At 65.1% G+C, this 17,335-nt stretch carries 13 protein-coding genes and 1 pseudogene; 7 read left to right on the forward strand and 7 right to left on the reverse strand.

The features are described 5' to 3' along the window. Positions 1 to 39: 39 nt before the first annotated feature. The 3 genes from IPM80_06100 to typA form a co-directional block, all read right to left on the reverse strand. Positions 40 to 1,284: an LLM class flavin-dependent oxidoreductase gene (locus IPM80_06100; protein ID MBK8957998.1), complete on the reverse strand. Its 1,245-nt coding sequence runs from the start codon at positions 1,282 to 1,284 to the stop codon at positions 40 to 42. 85 nt (positions 1,285 to 1,369) lie between these two features. Further along, positions 1,370 to 1,831 carry a D-tyrosyl-tRNA(Tyr) deacylase gene (locus tag IPM80_06105; GenBank protein MBK8957999.1) on the reverse strand — a complete coding sequence of 154 codons (462 nt, stop codon included), beginning with the start codon at positions 1,829 to 1,831 and terminating at the stop codon, positions 1,370 to 1,372. Next, complete coding sequence (gene typA, locus IPM80_06110) at positions 1,828 to 3,675, reverse strand: translational GTPase TypA (GenBank protein ID MBK8958000.1); 1,848 nt, start codon at positions 3,673 to 3,675, stop codon at positions 1,828 to 1,830. Before typA ends, IPM80_06105 begins: the two co-directional genes overlap by 4 nt. Between typA and IPM80_06115 the strand changes: the two genes are divergently transcribed. Beyond that, complete coding sequence (locus IPM80_06115; protein MBK8958001.1) at positions 3,669 to 4,109, forward strand: DUF2007 domain-containing protein; 441 nt, start codon at positions 3,669 to 3,671, stop codon at positions 4,107 to 4,109. The two genes, typA and IPM80_06115, sit on opposite strands and share 7 nt — an antisense overlap. Here IPM80_06115 and IPM80_06120 read toward each other — a convergent pair. Then, complete coding sequence (locus tag IPM80_06120) at positions 4,085 to 4,504, reverse strand: rhodanese-like domain-containing protein (GenBank protein ID MBK8958002.1); 420 nt, start codon at positions 4,502 to 4,504, stop codon at positions 4,085 to 4,087. The genes IPM80_06115 and IPM80_06120 overlap by 25 nt on opposite strands. An 82-nt stretch (positions 4,505 to 4,586) precedes the next feature. Here IPM80_06120 and ppx point away from each other — a divergent pair. Then, a pseudogene (ppx, locus tag IPM80_06125) lies at positions 4,587 to 6,059 on the forward strand (exopolyphosphatase). Positions 6,060 to 6,120: 61 nt separating this feature from the next. Here the strand turns inward: ppx and ppk1 are convergent. Then, positions 6,121 to 8,199, reverse strand: coding sequence for a polyphosphate kinase 1 (gene ppk1, locus IPM80_06130; GenBank protein MBK8958003.1), 2,079 nt, complete (start codon positions 8,197 to 8,199; stop codon positions 6,121 to 6,123). A gap of 185 nt (positions 8,200 to 8,384) precedes the next feature. Here ppk1 and IPM80_06135 point away from each other — a divergent pair, with 185 nt between their 5' ends. From IPM80_06135 to phoU, 5 genes are all read left to right on the forward strand, one after another. Next, positions 8,385 to 9,173 carry a class I SAM-dependent methyltransferase gene (locus IPM80_06135; protein MBK8958004.1) on the forward strand — a complete coding sequence of 263 codons (789 nt, stop codon included), beginning with the start codon at positions 8,385 to 8,387 and terminating at the stop codon, positions 9,171 to 9,173. Positions 9,174 to 9,454: 281 nt separating this feature from the next. Next, complete coding sequence (locus IPM80_06140; GenBank protein ID MBK8958005.1) at positions 9,455 to 11,617, forward strand: ABC transporter permease subunit; 2,163 nt, start codon at positions 9,455 to 9,457, stop codon at positions 11,615 to 11,617. 104 nt (positions 11,618 to 11,721) lie between these two features. Continuing rightward, positions 11,722 to 13,296, forward strand: coding sequence for a phosphate ABC transporter permease PstA (pstA, locus tag IPM80_06145; protein ID MBK8958006.1), 1,575 nt, complete (start codon positions 11,722 to 11,724; stop codon positions 13,294 to 13,296). Positions 13,297 to 13,312: 16 nt separating this feature from the next. Then, positions 13,313 to 14,170, forward strand: a complete 858-nt coding sequence (locus IPM80_06150; GenBank protein MBK8958007.1) for a phosphate ABC transporter ATP-binding protein — start codon at positions 13,313 to 13,315, stop codon at positions 14,168 to 14,170. An 85-nt stretch (positions 14,171 to 14,255) separates the two neighbouring features. Then, the gene (gene phoU / locus IPM80_06155; GenBank protein MBK8958008.1) at positions 14,256 to 14,978 is read left to right on the forward strand and encodes a phosphate signaling complex protein PhoU; all 723 of its coding nucleotides are present in this window, start codon (positions 14,256 to 14,258) and stop codon (positions 14,976 to 14,978) included. A 116-nt stretch (positions 14,979 to 15,094) separates the two neighbouring features. On the opposite strand, the gene phoR is transcribed toward phoU, so the two are convergent. Further along, the gene (phoR, locus tag IPM80_06160; protein ID MBK8958009.1) at positions 15,095 to 16,417 is read right to left on the reverse strand and encodes a phosphate regulon sensor histidine kinase PhoR; all 1,323 of its coding nucleotides are present in this window, start codon (positions 16,415 to 16,417) and stop codon (positions 15,095 to 15,097) included. An 85-nt stretch (positions 16,418 to 16,502) separates the two neighbouring features. Further along, the gene (gene phoB / locus IPM80_06165; protein ID MBK8958010.1) at positions 16,503 to 17,195 is read right to left on the reverse strand and encodes a phosphate regulon transcriptional regulator PhoB; all 693 of its coding nucleotides are present in this window, start codon (positions 17,193 to 17,195) and stop codon (positions 16,503 to 16,505) included. Between the last annotated feature and the right edge of the window lie 140 nt (positions 17,196 to 17,335).

Consider the following 17,335-nt stretch of genomic DNA (forward strand, 5'->3'; position numbering starts at 1 on the left):
GACCGTGTGTTCACAGCGGCCGCCCGCACGGCGTGCGCCTCAGCCCGCCGACTTGTCCTGGTACTTGCGCAGATCCGGCGCGTTGTGCGACGACAATGCCGCCGTGCCCTGCGGTTCGTGCAGCGCCGCCGCCGCGCGCTCGTTCTGCATGATCTTGGCCATCACCGCTTCACCGGCGCGCTCGAAGATCTCGCGGTTCTGGATCACGTGCTGCTGCGAGGCGCGATAGGCGTCCAGCATGCCGTTCACTTCCGGCACCACGTAGCGCATCACGAGATCCCAGCTCTTGGCGGTGTTGATGTGATTGGCCCAGTCGTGCACGAAACCGAGCACCGTGCCGAAGCCGCCAGTGATCTTCTGCATGTGGCGAATCGACGCCACCAGATCGTCCGGTGTGCCGATCAGCGAGGCGCCGGCGAGGCCCATGGACTCGACGTGATCGACCGCTTCGTCCGGCGTCGCGTACTTCTTCTCGCCGGGCCGCATCAGGGTGTCGACGATGTATTCGTTATGCCAGCGCATGAGGCCGTGCTTGGCTTCCTCGCGGGCCTGTTCGCGGGTCTCGGCGATATGCCAGGACATCACCACGCGCCAGTTGCGGCGGTCGACGGTGTTGCCGTGCTTCTTCGCCGATTCCTCGGCAAAGCTCCACTGCGTCGGCAACGCGGCGAGGCCGGTGGTCGACATCGAACCCAGCGACAGCACGCCGCAGCCGTACTTGCCGGCGAGCGTCATGCCCGAGGGGCTGATCATCGACGCGGTCGCCATCGGCACTTCTTCCTGCACCGGCAGCAGCTGCAGGCGCGCGTCCTTCAAGGTGAACCAGTCGCACTCGTAGGAGAAGCGTTCGTCGCCCGCCAGCAGGCGCTTGATGACGCCCATCGCCTCGTCCTGGCGATCACGCTGGGTGAGCGGATCGATGCCGAGCATGTAGGCATCCGACGGCAGCGCACCGGGGCCGGTGCCGAGGATCACGCGGCCATTGGTCTGGTGATCGAGCTGCACGATGCGCTGCGCGACATTGAAAGGATGATGGTAGGGCAGCGATACCACGCCGGTGCCGAGCTTGATGTTGTGCGTGCACTGGCCGACGGCGGCCAGGAACAGCTCCGGCGAGGCAATCACTTCCCAGCCGGTGGAATGGTGCTCACCGCACCAGAATTCATCGTAGCCGAGGCGGTCGAGCTGCTGGGCGAGGGCGATGTCGCGCTGAAATTGCAGCGTCGGGTTCTCGCCTATGGGATGGTGGGGCGCGAGAAACGCGCCGAATCGAGTGCGTGCCATGGTATCTCCCCTTGAGGTTTGCGCCCGATACTGTCACCGCCCGTCAGGCAGCGCAATTACCGAAGCGGGCGTGGCGGCGCGGGGTCTAACGCGGCGCAGGCGCCGTCGGCGGCACTTCCAGCCAGAACGTCACCGGCCCGTCATTGGTCAGCGAGACCTGCATGTCGGCGCCGAAGCGCCCGCTCGCGACCGGTGCATGGGCGTCGCGCGCAAGCTCGAGCAGCTGCTGGAACAGGGCGCGGCCCGTATCGGGCGGCGCCGCCGGCGTGAAGCTCGGGCGAGTGCCCTTGTGGGTGTCGGCGGCGAGCGTGAACTGCGGCACCAGCAACAGACCGCCATTGACGTCGCGCAGCGAGAGATTCATGCGCCCGTCGGCATCGGCGAACACGCGGTAGTCGAGCAAGCGCTCGAGCAGGCGCCGGGCCTGCTTGTCGCCATCACCGCGCTGCACGCCGATGAACGCCAGCAGGCCCTGTTCAATGTGGCCGACGGTCTCGCCGGCCACCACCACTTCAGCGTGCGTGACGCGCTGAATGAGTGCTATCAAGCGGCGTTCTCGGGGTTGGCGCTCTCGGCCTTGCGCGAGGTGCGCTTGCGATCGACTTCCTTCAGTTCACGCTTGCGCAACCGGATGGCGAGCGGCGTGACTTCGACGAGCTCATCGTCCTCGATGAATTCCAGCGCCTGCTCGAGATCGAAGCGCACCGGCGGCGTCAGGAGGATGTTCTCGTCGTTGCCGGAGGCGCGCACGTTGGTGAGCTGCTTGGCCTTCATGGCGTTGACGACCAGATCGTTGTCGCGTGAATGGATGCCGACAATCATGCCCTCGAAGATGTCGTCGCCGGGCTTGACCAGCATGCGCCCGCGTTCCTGCAGGTTGAACAACGAGAACGCCACCGCCTTGCCGTCGCCGTTGGAGATCAGGACGCCATTCTTGCGCGGCGCGATGGTGCCGCCGACCACCGGCCGGAATTCCTCGAAGCTGTGGGTCATGATGCCGGTGCCGGAGGTGGCGGTCAGGAACTCGGTGCGGAAACCAATCAGGCCACGCGCCGGGATCACGTAATCGAGACGCACACGGCCGTTGGAGTCGGGCAGCATGTTGAGTAGATTGCCGCGCCGCGAACCGAGTCGTTCCATCACCGTGCCCTGGTATTCCGACGGCACGTCGATGATCAACTGCTCGAAAGGTTCGTGGGGCTGGCCATCGATGTCCTTGACGATGACCTGCGGGCGGCCGACACAGAACGCGAAGCCTTCGCGGCGCATGTTCTCGATGAGGATCGACAGGTGCAGTTCGCCACGCCCCGACACCAGCATGCACTTCGGGTCGCCGGTGTCTTCCACGCGCAGCGCGACGTTGTGGATGAGCTCGCGTTCCAGGCGCTCGATGATCTGGCGGCTGGTGACGAACTTGCCTTCGCGGCCGGCGAACGGCGAATCCGACACTTCGAAGGTCATGCTGACGGTCGGTTCGTCGACCGACAGCGACGGCAAGGCCTCGGGCTGCGCCGGATCGCACAGCGTGTCCGAAATGCGCAGATCCTCGATGCCGGTCACGCACACGATGTCACCGGCTTCAGCGCGCTCGCGCTGTTCGCGCTTCAAGCCCTGGAAGCCCAGCACTTCCAGCACGCGCCCGCGACGGCTCTTGCCATCGCGGTCGATGACGGTGACGCTCTGCGACGGCGTCAGCACGCCGCGCGTGATGCGGCCGATGCCGATGGCGCCGACATAGCTCGAATAATCGAGCGAAGAGATCTGCATCTGCAAGGGACCATCGGCGCCGCTGGTGCGCGGCGGCGAGACATGCTCGATGATGGTTTCGTACAGCACCTTCATGTCCTGCTCGGGGCCGTGCGGTTCGCGGCGCGCCCAGCCCTGGGTCGCCGAGCAATACACCACCGGGAAGTCGAGCTGCGCATCGGTCGCGCCGAGGCGGTCGAACAATTCGAAGGTCTGGTCCAGTACCCAGTGCGGGCGCGCACCTTCGCGGTCGCACTTGTTGATGGCGACCATCGCGTTCAAGCCCTGGGCGAAAGCTTTCTGGGTCACGAAGCGTGTCTGCGGCATCGGGCCATCGACCGCGTCGACCAAGAGCAGCACCGCATCGACCATCGACAGGATGCGCTCGACCTCGCCGCCGAAATCGGCGTGGCCGGGAGTGTCGACGACGTTGATGCGATGTTCGCCCCACACCAGCGAGGTGTTCTTGGCGAGGATGGTGATGCCGCGTTCCTTTTCGATGGCGTTGCTGTCCATCACGCGCTCGGCGTCGGGACGGCGGCTGTCGAGGGTGCCGGACTGCTTCAAGAGCTCGTCGACGAGGGTGGTCTTGCCGTGGTCGACGTGCGCGACGATGGCGATATTGCGAAGATTCTGGGATGACATCAGCTTTCCTGGGCGGGGGGTCGGAGTGGCGGGTCGGGAGTTCCGCCAGGGAAAAAACGCGGCATTATACTGATCAATCCCCCTTCCAGGGCAAAGCATCGGCCGTGCAACGTGTCTACACCAGCAGCGATCCGGTCTCGGCGGGCCTCGTGCTGTCCGTGCTGGAGGCCGCCGGCATCCCCTGCCTGCTGCGTAACCAGTACCTGACCGGCGCGCTCGGCGAACTGCCGGTCAACGAGTGCTGGCCGCAGGTGTGGGTGCTGGACGAGGACGATGCGCCGCGCGCGCGGCGCCTGATTGCCGACGCCTTGCCCCAGGATGGGGCGTCAGGTGAAGCGTGGCTGTGCCCTGACTGCGGCGAGCGCCTCGAACCGCAGTTCAGCCAATGCTGGCAGTGCGGGGCGCTGCGTCAGGTCTGTTCCCAGGGCAGCTGATGAAAGCGCCAACCCGCCACCGAACAGCGGTGGCCGTGTGCGTCCTTGTCGCCCTCGAAGCCTTCCTCGACGTTGGTGAGATTGGTGTAGCCCGCCGCCGCCAGCGCCTTGGCCGCCGCCATTGAGCGCACGCCGCTGCGGCAGATGGCCAGTATCGGCCGGTCGCCGCGGTCGCCGCCGTGGGCATTCAAGGCCGCTTTGACCTCCGCCACGAAATTCGGATTTTCCTTCCAGTCCGGGTAATCCTTCCACATCACGTTGATGGCGCCGGCGGCATGGCCGACGTAGTCGAACTCGACCTTGCTGCGCACATCGATCAGCACCGCATGGCTGTCGGCGCCGAGGATGCGCCACGCCTGCGGCGGCGTCGCGCGTTTGATCTCCACTTCACTCATGGCTCGTTGCCCCACATATACAGCTCGAGGCTGGCAAGTATAATCGCGCCCGCAGCCCCGCCCCACAGTCGACGATCGATTCATGAGCAACGCCAGTCCAGCGACCATCGCGGCGATCGATCTCGGTTCGAACAGCTTTCACATGATCGTGGCGCACACGGTCGGCGACCATTTCCGCATCGTCGACCGCATCCGCAGCGCGGTACGGCTCGGCGCGGGACTCGGCGCCGACAACCAGCTCGACCCGGCCGCCGTCGAACGGGCCATGAGCTGCCTCGCGCAGTTCGGCGAACGCCTGCGCGGCCTGCCGAGCGAAGCGGTGCGGGTGGTCGGCACCAACACCTTGCGCAAGGCACGCAATACCGCCGGCTTCCTGGCGCGCGCCGAGGCCTTGCTCGGCCATCGCATCGATGTCATCACCGGCACCGAGGAAGCGCGCCTCATCTATCTCGGCGTGTCCCATGGCCTCGATGACGATGCCGACGTGCGCCTGGTGGTGGACATCGGCGGCGGCAGCTCGGAATTCATCCTCGGCCGGCGTTTCGACCCCCTGTACATGGAAAGCCTGCACATGGGCTGCGTCAGCCACAGCCAGCAGTATTTCGGCGACGGCCACATCAGCGCGTCGCGCTTCAAGGCCGCCGAGCTGGCCGCCCGCCAGGAGCTCGAAACCATCGAGACCAGCTACCGGCGCATCGGCTGGCAGTCGGTGATCGGGGCCTCGGGCACCATCATGTCGGTGGGCGACGTGTTGCGGCAGCAGGGCGGCGGCCAGGACGGCATCACCAGTGGCGAACTCGAGCGCCTGAAGCAGCAGGTGCTGGCCGCCGGCCACGTCGACAAGCTCAGCATGCCGGGCCTGCCCGACGAGCGGCGCGCGGTGTTCGCCGGCGGCGTCGCCATCCTGTGCGCGATTTTCGACGCGCTCGGCATTTCGCGCATGCGCGTGTCCGACAGCGCCATCCGCGAAGGCCTGCTCTATGACCTGCTCGGCCGCATCCACCAGGAAGACGTGCGCGAGCGCGCGGTGGGCGAACTCGCGTCGCGCTATCACATCGACCGCGCGCAGGCCCTGCGCGTGGAGAGCACCGCCATCGAATTGCTGCGCCAGGTCGCGCAGCCGTGGGGCGTGGCGGGCGAAGACAACGAACGCCTGCTGCGTTGGGCCTCCGCGCTGCACGAAATCGGGCTGTCGGTCACCCACAGCCAGTACCACAAGCACGGCGCCTACCTGTTGACCTACCTCGACATGCCGGGCTTCGCGACCGGCGAGCAGCAGCGCCTCGCAGCGTTGGTGCGTGGCCACCGTCGCAAAGTACCGCTGGCGGACTGGCAGAGGCTGCCGGCGACGCAGCAGCAGCGCGTGCTACGCCTCGGTGTGCTGCTGCGCATCGCCTGCCTGGTACACCGGCGCCGCAGCGAAGAGGCCTTGAGCCAGGTCGAGGCCAGCGTCGAGAACGGCACGCTGAAATTGCGCTTTGCCCATGGCTGGCTCGACGCCCACGCCCTGACGCGCGCGGACCTCGAGCAGGAAGCGCTCTACCTCAAGGCCGCCATCACGCCAAGATCAACGCTCAGCGTTCAGAGTAGGTGCGAATTCATTCGCACCAGCAAGCTCACGCTCCGGACAGATCCTCGAGCAGGATCTGCTGCGCGTCGCGCACCTGGGCGGTATTGGTTTTCACCCGCGCATAGGTGCCGTCGCTGCGCAGCGACCAGGCGCGGGTGTTGTCGGCCAGGTAGTTGTTGATGCATTCCTTCAAGATGCGCTGGTGCAGGCGTTTGTCCTCCACCAGGAAGCAGGTCTCGATGCGATTGAAGAAATTACGTCCCATCCAGTCGGCGCTGGACAGGTAGATCTCGTCGTCGCCGTCGTTGTGGAAATAGAACACGCGGGCGTGTTCGAGGAAACGCCCGACGATGGAGCGCACGCGGATGTTTTCGGAGATGCCGGCGATGCCCGGGCGCAGCGCGCACACGCCGCGGATGATGAGATCTATCTTGACGCCCGCCTGCGAGGCCTCGTACAGCGCATTGATGGTCTGCACTTCCGACAGCGCGTTCATCTTGGCGATGATGCGCGCCGGCAGGCCCGAGCGCGCGCGGCGCGTCTCGCGTGCGATGAGCTCGAGGATGGTGCTGTGCATGGTGAAGGGCGATTGCAGCAGCTTCTTCAATTTGCCGGCGCGACCCGGCGCGGTCAGCATGTGGAAGACCTTCTGCACGTCCACGCCGATGGCGTTGTCGCACGTGAACAGGCCGTAGTCGGTGTACAGGCGCGCGGTGCGCGGATGGTAGTTGCCGGTGCCGAGATGCACGTAGCGGCGCAACAGTTTGCCCTCGCGGCGCACCACCAGGATCATCTTGGCGTGGGTCTTGTGGCCGACGATGCCGTACACCACGTGCGCGCCGGCCTCCTGCAGGCGCGTCGCGAGTTCGATGTTGGCCTCTTCGTCGAAGCGCGCCTTGAGCTCGATGACCACCGTCACTTCCTTACCCTTGCGCGCCGCCTCCAGCAGCGCTTCCACCACCGGTGAATCGGGCCCGGTGCGGTACAGCGTCTGGCGGATGACCAGCACCGCCGGGTCGCGCGCGGCCTGGTACAGGAAATCGGTGATCGGCGCAAAGGACTGGAAGGGATGGTGCAGCAGCACATCGCCGCGGCGGATCACATCGAACATGTCGCTGCCCTGGGGCAGGCGCGTGGGGCGACCGGGGACGAAGGACGGGAACTTGAGATCGGGCCGCTCGATCATGTCGAACACCGCCATCAGGCGCGTGAGATTGACCGGGCCGTTGCAATTGAAGATGTCCGGGTCCTGCAGATCGAATTCCTGGCGCAGCAAGGACACCATCTGGGCCGGACATTCGGCCGCGACTTCCAGGCGCACGGCATCGCCGAAGCGACGCTGATGGAGCTCGCCTTCCAGCGCCTGCAGCAGATCGTCCACTTCCTCATCGTCGACGAACAGATCGCTGTTGCGCGTGACGCGGAACTGGTAGCAGCCCTTGACCTCCATGCCCGGAAAGATGTCGTCGACATGGGCGTGGATGATCGACGACAGGAACACGAACTCGTGCGGGCAGCTGGCATATTCCTCGGGGATGTTGATGACGCGCGGCAGCGAGCGCGGCGCCTGCACGATGGCGATGACGCTGTTGCGGCCAAATGCATCGGTGCCTTCCAGCGACACCAGGAAATTGAGACTCTTGTTCAGGATGCGCGGAAACGGGTGCGATGGATCGAGCCCGATGGGGCTCAGCATCGGCAGCAGCTCGCGATTGAAATAGCGTCGTACCCACGCCGCCTGGCGGGCGTTCCATTCACCGCGCTTCAAGAAATGGATGTTCTCGTCAGCCAGGTCCGGCAGCAGCCGTTCATTCAAGACCTGGTATTGCTCCGCCACCAGGGCATGGGCGCCAGCGCTGATGGCGCGCAATTGCTCCTGGGCGGACATCTGGTCCGGCCCGCTCTGGCCGGCCGCGAAGGCCACCTGCTCCTTCAGCCCCGCCACGCGGATCTCGAAGAACTCATCGAGATTGCTGCTGACGATGCACAGGAACTTCAGACGCTCGAGCAGCGGGTTGCCGTCGTCCTTGGCCTGCTCGAGCACGCGCCGGTTGAACTCCAGCAAGGACAGCTCGCGGTTGATGTATAGCTCAGGGTCGCCGATGTTCAGCGCTTTCGCGTCCATGGAAATTGGTGCTCGCGCGCGCTTCAAAGTGGGGAAGGGCCGGCCGGGGTGCATTTTGACGGTCGAGTCATTATCATCGCCCGCCTTTCCACAGCACTGCAAGCGCACGCGGGCGGCATCTGATCATGGTCAAAACCACTGCTAAAAAAACTCCTGGCCGCGCCATCAAGGCACGCAAGCCGACCATGGCCGAACGCGCCGACCGGCACGCGCTATATGAAGAGTCGGTGCAATGCGTCGAACATGAGATTGATTTCGTCGACGCGGAGTTCAAACGCCTGCGCGGCCACCGCGCCACGACGCTGCGCGAGGATTTCTGCGGTACCGCCAATACCTCCTGCGAATGGGTGCGGCGCCGGCCGTCCAATCGCGCGGTCGGTGTCGACCTCGACGCCGAAGTGCTGGGCTGGGGCCGCGACCACCACGTCGCCAAGCTGACGCCGTCGCAACGCCGACGCCTGACCCTGGTCGAGGGCGACGTGCTGAAGACCGGCGGCGAGCCGGTCGAGATCCTGCTGGCCATGAACTTCAGCTACTGGCTGTTCCGCGAGCGCGCCCAGCTGCGCGCCTACTTCAAGCGTGCACTGGCCAACCTCGCCGACGACGGCGTGATGTTCCTCGACTGCTTCGGCGGCTACGAGTCGTTCCGGGTGCTGAAGGAGCACACCGAGCACAAGCGCTTCACCTACACCTGGGAGCACGCCAGCTACAACCCGGTCAACGGCCATTTCGTGTGCCACATCCATTTCAGCTTTCCGGACGGCTCCAAGCTCAAAAAGGCCTTCAGCTACGAATGGCGCCTGTGGACGCTGCCCGAGATCCGCGAACTGCTGGCCGAGGCCGGCTTCCGCCGCACCACCGTCTATTGGCAGGGTTGGGACGAAAAGGAGGAGACCGGCAGCGGCGACTTCACGCCCGTCGAAGAAGCCGACGCCGACGCCGGCTGGATCTGCTACATCGCGGCGGAGAAATGATCGCGGCCGGCCGCGCCGCCGGTCGTTGTCATGTTTGTCACGATACTGTAATAAATCTCGCCAACAATCGGGCTCGCCCGGTCCACCCCGCAAGCAAGCGGCCTTTGTATGTCACAGCCATCCGAGATCCGACGGTCAGGCCCCGCGCCTGCCTCCTGCCGTGACCGCCGGTGCCTGTCGCCGTGGCCCGTGACGAGGCGCCCGTGATCCCCGCCAACCGCGCTGACCTGTCCTCCCGCGAGCGCTGGCGGCTGTTGAAAGACCGCCTGTTCGCGGCGGTCATGGCCGTCGGCGGCATCTCGGTGATCGTCGCCATCCTGCTGATTTTCTTTTACCTGCTGTACGTGGTGCTGCCGCTGTTCCGCGATGCCACGGTCAAGCCCACCACCAGTTTCGAACAGGGCGCCGGCGCGCCCGCCATGATTGCGCTCGACGAATACGCCCAGACCGGCTTCTCCATCGCGCCCGACGGTCACTACCAGTTCTTCAAGGCCGCCGACGGCAGCGCCATCGCCAGCGGCGAACTGTTGGCAGCCGGCGCCGGCAAGGTCAGCGCGGTGGCGGCCGGCGACCCGGTCAGCCATGTCTACGTGGCCGGCACCGCCGACGGCAAGGTCGGCGTCGCGCAGGTCAGTTTCGAAGTGCGTTTCGACGGCCAGACCCGCGTCATCACGCCCAAGCTCGGCTATCCCTTCGGCGACGAGGCGCTGCAGGCCACCGCCGCCGGCGACGCCATCCGCCTCGTCACCGGCCAGGCCTCCGACGAGGAAGCGACCATCGCAGCGGTCAGCGCGCAGGGCAAGGTGGTACTGGTCAATGCCACCAAGCAGACCTCCATGCTCGACGAGTCGACCAGCGTCGAGGTGACGCGCACCGAACTCGACGTCGACGGCAGCAAGGTCACGCATATCGCTCTCGACACCCAGCAGCGCGAGCTCTACCTCGCCGGCAGCGACGGCGTGCTGAGCTACTTCGACGTGCGTAACAAGAACAAGCCACAGCTGGTGGACCGCGCCAGCGTGATTGGCGCCGCTCAGCACATCACCGCCATGAGCTTCCTGTCGGGCGGTATTTCGCTGGTCATCGGTGACGATCTGGGCAATCTCGCGCAGTGGTTCCCGGTGCGCGACCAGCACAACAATTCGCAGCTCAAACGCGTACGCCGTTTCGCGCCCCTGCCGGCCGGCGTCAGCGCCATCGCGCCGGAGTATTTCCGCAAGGGTTTCCTCGCCATCGACGCCAAGGGCAATCTGGGCTTGTATCACGCCACCGCGGAGCGTCACCTCGTGACCGTCGCCAGCGGTCTCGACGAGGTGGCCGCAAGCAGCATGGCGCCGCGCGCCAACGCCGCGGTGCTGGCCTCGAAGGGTGGCAAGATCGCGCTGTTCGCCATCGACAATCCGCACCCCGAGGTGTCGTTCAAGGCGCTGTGGAATGCCATCTGGTACGAGAACCGCGCGCGTGCCGATTACATCTGGCAGTCGTCGTCGGCGAGCAACGACTTCGAACCGAAGTTCAGCCTCACGCCGCTGGCCTTCGGCACCTTGAAGGCGGCCATCTACTCGATGATCTTCGCCGTGCCGCTGGCGGTGCTCGGCGCCATCTACACCGCCTACTTCATGAGCGCGCCCATGCGGCGCATCGTCAAGCCTTCGATCGAACTCATGGCGGCCCTGCCGACCGTGATCCTGGGCTTCCTCGCCGGCCTGTGGCTGGCGCCGCTGGTGGAACGCGAGCTGCTCGGCGTGTTGCTGTGCATTCCCATCGTGCCGGCCGCCACGCTGTTGTTCGCCTACTTCGTCGGCCGCCTGCCGCAACGCGTGAAAGCGCTCATTCCCGATGGCTGGGAAGCGCTGGCGCTGGTGCCGGTGGTGATATTCGCGATCTGGGCCAACTTCATGCTCGGTCGCGCGCTCGAAGTGTTGTTCTTCGACGGCAGCGTGACGCACTGGCTGAACATCAATTACGGCATCGGTTACGACCAACGCAATTCGCTGGTGGTGGCCATCGCCATCGGCTTCGCCGTCATTCCGACCATCTTCTCGATCAGTGAAGACGCGGTGTTCAGCGTGCCGCGTCACCTCACCATGGGTTCGCTGGCCTTGGGCGCGACGCCCTGGCAGACCGCCATCAAGGTGGTGCTGTTGACCGCCAGCCCCGGCATCTTCTCCGGCATCATGATCGGCATGGGCCGCGCCGTCGGCGAAACCATGATCGTGCTGATGGCGACCGGCAATACGCCGATCATGGACATCAGCCTGTTCCAGGGCCTGCGTGCGCTGTCGGCCAATATCGCGGTCGAGATGCCGGAATCGGAAGTCGGCAGTTCCCACTACCGCGTGCTGTTCCTGGCCGCGATGGTGCTGTTCCTGGTGACTTTCATCGTCAACACCATGGCCGAGCTGGTGCGCCAGCGCCTGCGCAAGAAGTACTCCAGCCTGTGAACGCCAGCTCTTCGTCCAACAAGGTCGCGCCGCTGCGCCAGTGGTGGCTGTCCGGCTCGCCCGGTGTGTGGCTGACAGCCGGCGCCGTCAGTTTCTCGCTGGTGATGGTGTTCGGTCTGTTGTTCCTCATCACCGTGCGCGGCATGGGCCATTTCTGGCCGTCGGACGTGGCGCGCCTCGAACTCACGGGCGGCGAAGCCAAGTACGCCCTCGGCGAAATCGTCGACGAGGAGACGGTGTCGGCGACGCGTCTCAAGGACAACGGCGTGGCGGTGCCCGAGGGGCGCGAGACCGTGAAACGCCTGTTGCTGAAAGTCGGCAACCGCAACTTGAACGGTTTCGACTTCCAGTGGTTCAACGACATCGAATTCACGAACATCGCCTACCCACGCAAGGCGGTGGTGATCGAGCGCCGCGAGTGGGGCAATTTCTACGGCTTCGTGAAAGGCATACGCGAGGGCGACAAGCCGCTCACCATCGACGGCAGCCCGTGGCCGGAGATGCGCAAGCGCATCGCCCGCGGCGAAGCCCTGCGCAAGGATATCGCCCACATCGAACGCGAACAGATGGGCGCCATCAACTATGGGCTCGAGCGTCTGCGTCTCAAGACCCGCAAGCTGGAACTGGACGGCGTGACCAGCGGCGCGCCTCTGGCCGACATCGCCGCCGAGCGTGACGCGCTCAACACCCGTTATGCCGCCCTTGCCGAGAAACTCGCCAAGCTCAACCAGGACGCCGGGCGCGACGTGTTGCTGTTGGAGACCGTCAACGGCGTGGCCAGCGAAGTGCGCTTCTACGACATCGTGCGCGCCTATCGGCCCAACGCCATGCCGCTGCCCGCCAAGCTCAAACATTACCTGTCCAAGCTCTACGAGTTCGTCGCCAGTGAACCGCGCGAGGCCAATACCGAGGGCGGCGTGTTCCCGGCCATCTTCGGCACCGTGATGATGGTGCTCCTGATGTCGGTGTTCGTCACGCCCTTCGGCGTGATCGCCGCCATCTACCTGCGCGAATACGCGCACCAGGGCCTGTTGACGCGCATCATCCGCATCGCCGTCAACAACCTCGCCGGCGTGCCGTCGGTGGTGTACGGCGTATTTGGTCTCGGTTTTTTCGTCTACTTCGTGGGCGGCACCATCGACCAGGCGTTCTTTCCCGAAGCCCTGCCGGCGCCGACCTTCGGCACGCCCGGCCTCCTGTGGTCGTCACTGACCCTGGCGCTGCTGACCGTGCCGGTCGTGATCGTGTCGACCGAGGAAGGCTTGTCGCGCATTCCGCGCAGCATCCGCGAAGGATCCCTGGCGCTCGGCGCGACCAAGGCCGAAACCCTGTGGCGCACCGTCATGCCGATGGCGACACCGGCCATGATGACCGGCCTCATCCTGGCCGTGGCGCGCGCCGCCGGCGAAGTCGCGCCCTTGATGATGGTCGGCGTGGTCAAACTCGCGCCGGCCCTGCCGCTGGATGGCAACCTGCCGTTCCTGCATCTCGACCGCAAGTTCATGCATCTCGGTTTCCATATCTTCGACGTCGGCTTTCAGAGCCCCAACGTCGAGGCGGCGCGCCCGCTGGTCTACGCCACTTCGCTGCTGTTGGTGCTGCTCATCGTCGCGCTCAACCTGGCCGCCATCACCATTCGCAACCGGCTTCGAGAAAAGTACAATGCCGCCGAAACCTGATCGTGACATCGAAACCATGCAGGGACAGCCGGGCAAAGAAGGCAGCACTCCCACCCATGGCGTGGACATCAAGAGCGCGTTGCGCAAGGACGACGGCGTGCAGGAGCGGCCGGCCGAGCCGCGCGATTGCCTGGAGGTCAAAGGCCTCAATCTCTATTACGGCCAGAAGCGCGCGCTGCACGACATCAACCTGACCATCCCGGAACGCTTCGTCACCGCCTTCATCGGCCCCTCGGGCTGCGGCAAATCGACGCTGTTGCGCTGCTTCAACCGCATGAACGACCTCATCGACGGCGTGCGTGTCGAAGGCGAAGTGCTGCTCGACGGTCAGAACATCTTCGCGCCGGAGGTCAATGTCGCGACCCTGCGCCGCCGCGTCGGCATGGTGTTCCAGAAGCCGAATCCGTTTCCGAAGTCGATCTACGAGAACGTCGCCTACGGCCTGCGCATCCAGGGCGTGAAGAGCCGTCGCGTGCTGGACAAGGCGGTGGAAGGCGCGCTGCGTGGCGCCGCGTTGTGGGACGAAGTGAAGGACCGCGTGCATGACAGCGCCCTCGGCCTGTCGGGCGGTCAGCAGCAGCGCCTGGTGATTGCGCGCGCCATCGCCATCGAGCCTGAAGTGTTGTTGCTCGACGAGCCGGCCTCGGCGCTGGATCCTATCTCGACGCTCAAGATTGAAGAACTCATCTACGAGCTCAAGAAGGATTACACCATCGTCATCGTCACCCATAACATGCAACAGGCGGCCCGCGTGTCGGACTTCACGGCCTTCATGTACATGGGCGACCTCATTGAATTCGGCAAGACCAAGACGGTCTTCACCACGCCGCGCCGCAAACAGACCGAAGACTACATTACCGGCCGCTATGGCTGAGTTCGGGCCCGGCCGCCAATGGTCGTGAGCCTTTCGATTTTCGAAGCCGCCAGGGTGGCCCCGCCACCATCGGAGTAAGCCAACGATGACCATGTCGCGCCTCACCCACCACATCTCCCACCAGTTCGACAAGGAGCTGGAGGACATCCGCTCCAAAGTGCTGGCGATGGGCGGCTTGGTCGAGGAGCACATCCACAAGGTGCTGGAGTGTTTCGCCAAGGGCGATTTCGACGAAGCGGAATACGTGGCGGTCAACGACTTCAAGGTCAACGCGCTGGAAGTCGAAATCGACGACGACTGCACCGAGATCCTGTTGCGCCGCCAGCCCGCCGCCACCGACCTGCGCCTGGTGCTGTCGGTCAGCAAGACCATCACCGACCTCGAACGCATCGGCGACGAGGCCGAGAAGATCGCGCGCCTGGTGTTGAACCTGCGCGGCTCGGGCGGCATCAGCTCCTATTACATGGGCATGCTGTCCATGGGCCATCACGTGCGCCGCATGGTGCGCGCCGCGCTCGACGCCTTCGCGCGCATGGATTCGGAATCGGCCTTCAGGATCGCCCAGGAAGACCGCGAGATCGACGCCGAGACCGACGCCATCATGCGCTATCTCATCACCTACATGATGGAAGACCCGCGCTCCATCACGCGCGTGCTGGACGCGGTGCTGTCGGTGCGCGCCTTCGAGCGCATCGGCGATCATGCGCGCAACATCTGCGAGAACGTCATCTACCTGGTGGAAGGCAAGGACGTGCGGCACGTGGCGCTGGAGCAGGTCGAGCAGGAGCTACGCCGCGACGCGGAATGAATACGCGAATCCGCCTCTGTAGGTGCGAATTCATTCGCACATTCATGGCCAGGCAATGCGCAACATTTCGGTTTGTAATGTGCGAATGAATTCGCACCTACTGGCTTGAGCGACGCTTACCCCGCGTCGCGCACCCGCGGCGCCTGCTCTTCCCGCACATCCACCACTTCACTCATCGGGAAATCACAGCGGAAGCGGCTGCCCTTGCCGGGCGTGCTTTCAATGTGGAGTGTGGCGTTGTGGCGCACCAGCACGTGCTTGACGATGGCGAGGCCGAGGCCGGTGCCGCCGGCGCTGCGCACGCGTGACTGTTCGACGCGGTAGAAGCGCTCGGTGAGGCGCTCGATGTGCTCGGGGCCGATGCCGATGCCGTTGTCTTCCACCTCGAAATGCGCGCCGCTGTCGTCGCCATACCAGCGGATGCGGACGACGCCGCGTTCCGGCGTGTAGTGCACGGCATTGAAGATGAGATTCGAAAACGCGCTGTAGAGCTCGCTGCGTGAGCCGCGCAGGCGCAGGTGTGGGTCGATTTCCAGTGAAAAGAGATGTTCACGCTGCTCGCTCAGCTCGCGCGCGCGGGCGTGGGCGTCGGCCACCAGCTCCGAAACGTTGACCACTTCCGGCTGCGGCACGCGATCCTCGCGCTCGAGGTTGGACAAGAGCAGCAATTCCTCGACCAGCTGACGCATGCGCTCGGAATGGGCGGCCATCTGTGTGAGCGCCGGTCGCCACGCCGGCGGCGCCTGGTCGGCCTGCGCCTCCAGGGTTTCGAGGTAACCGCGGAACACCGTGATCGGCGTACGCAGCTCGTGGGAGACGTTGGCGACGAAATCGCGACGGATCTCGTTGGCGCGATGCAGCTGGGTCACGTCGCGCGCCACCAGCAGCTGCTGGTCGCGGCCGTAAGGCGCGAGCAGCACCGAGAGATAACGCTTGGTGTCGGTCGGGCTCTGGATCTCGATGGCCTCGCCTTCCTCGGCCTTTTCGATGAAGGCGCGCAGCGCCGGCAGGCGCACGAGGTTGGTGACGCGTTGGCCGACGTCTTCCGGCCAGCGCACGCCCAAATCACGGCGCGCGGCGTTGTTGGCCCAGCGCACTTCGTTGTGTGCATCCAGCACCACGGTGGCATCGGGCAGGGCGCGGGTGGCCTGCTGGAATTGCTTCAAGTAGCTGGCGAGTTTCTTCTTGCGCTTCTTGTGGCGCTCGCGCAGGTAGTCGATTTCCAGCGACAGCTCTTCAAAGGCGCCGGGCGCCTCGGGCGGCTCGTGGGTCTTGTGATCGCGCATCCACGACAGCAGCAGTTCGAGCTTGGTATGCATCCACACGATGTAGCCGACCGCGGCCAGCAGCAGGCACCACTTGGTGCGCCCCAACAGCGTGCCGACCAGCAGCGCGGCCAGGAAGAGTGCGGCAAGGCGCCAGGCATCGCGTTGCTGCATAAGGGGAGACCTTCGAGAAGTGTGGGTGGATTATCGCCCTTTCGGTGGTCCGGATGAAGCGCCCCCGGCCGTCAGCCTGCGGCCCTTACTCGGTCAGCACCGAAAAACGGTAGCCGACGCTGCGCACGGTCTGGATGTAGGCCTCGCAGCCGTAGGGCTCGAGCAGCTTGCGCAGGCGGCGGATGTGCACGTCGACGGTGCGCTCTTCTATATAAGCGTGGTTGCCCCACACGCTGTCCAGGAGCTGGTTGCGCGAATAGACCCGCTCCGGGTGGGTGATGAAGAACTGCAGCAGGCGGAATTCGGTCGGTGACAGTTCCACCGGGCGGTTGTTGGCCAGCACCCGGTGGGTCTGGGAATCGAGCTTGATGGCGCCCATCTCGATGACGTCCTGCTCGCCGCCGGTGTGGGCGCGGCGCATCACCGCGCGCACCCGGGCCAGCAATTCGCGGGTCGAGAACGGCTTGGTGATGAAGTCGTCGGCGCCGGTGTCGAGGCCTTTGACCTTGTCGTTTTCGCTGCCGCGCGCGGTCAGCATGATGATGGGGATGGCGCTGGTCTTGGGGTCGCGCTTCAGGCGCCGCGCGAAATCCACGCCGCTGATGCCGGGCAGCATCCAGTCCAGCAGGATCAGATCGGGGGTCAGGGTGCCCATCGCCTGTTGCGCCTGCTCGACGTCGCCGGCCTCGGTGAACTGGTAGCCGTCGCCGGCCAAGGTGAAGCCCAGCATCTGGCGGATGGCCGGTTCGTCTTCGACGATGAGTATGTTGGCGCTCATGGCGGCTCGCTGTGCGTCTGTTCCCGTTGATTGCGTGACATTTGTACGTGGAATTTATGACGATGCCGTGAAATTGCCACGAGTCTAGCGCAGCGCCGTCACCCGCCGCTGCGTCGTGCGCTGGCATCGCCGGGAAAAAA

It is taken from the genome of Pseudomonadota bacterium (assembly GCA_016719885.1).
Lineage (GTDB): Bacteria > Pseudomonadota > Gammaproteobacteria.

Bases quoted from the DNA above. Each gene is read 5' to 3' on its own strand.
- ppk1 (MBK8958003.1), bottom strand. From the start codon at position 8,199: ATGGACGCGAAAGCGCTGAACATCGGCGACCCTGAGCTATACATCAAC.
- phoR (MBK8958009.1), bottom strand. From the start codon at position 16,417: ATGCAGCAACGCGATGCCTGGCGCCTTGCCGCACTCTTCCTGGCCGCG.
- IPM80_06100 (MBK8957998.1), bottom strand. From the start codon at position 1,284: ATGGCACGCACTCGATTCGGCGCGTTTCTCGCGCCCCACCATCCCATA.
- typA (MBK8958000.1), bottom strand. From the start codon at position 3,675: ATGTCATCCCAGAATCTTCGCAATATCGCCATCGTCGCGCACGTCGAC.
- IPM80_06115 (MBK8958001.1), top strand. From the start codon at position 3,669: ATGACATCAGCTTTCCTGGGCGGGGGGTCGGAGTGGCGGGTCGGGAGT.
- phoU (MBK8958008.1), top strand. From the start codon at position 14,256: ATGACCATGTCGCGCCTCACCCACCACATCTCCCACCAGTTCGACAAG.
- pstA (MBK8958006.1), top strand. From the start codon at position 11,722: ATGGTGTTCGGTCTGTTGTTCCTCATCACCGTGCGCGGCATGGGCCAT.
- IPM80_06140 (MBK8958005.1), top strand. From the start codon at position 9,455: ATGGCCGTCGGCGGCATCTCGGTGATCGTCGCCATCCTGCTGATTTTC.
- IPM80_06120 (MBK8958002.1), bottom strand. From the start codon at position 4,504: ATGAGTGAAGTGGAGATCAAACGCGCGACGCCGCCGCAGGCGTGGCGC.
- IPM80_06150 (MBK8958007.1), top strand. From the start codon at position 13,313: ATGCAGGGACAGCCGGGCAAAGAAGGCAGCACTCCCACCCATGGCGTG.
- phoB (MBK8958010.1), bottom strand. From the start codon at position 17,195: ATGAGCGCCAACATACTCATCGTCGAAGACGAACCGGCCATCCGCCAG.
- IPM80_06135 (MBK8958004.1), top strand. From the start codon at position 8,385: ATGGCCGAACGCGCCGACCGGCACGCGCTATATGAAGAGTCGGTGCAA.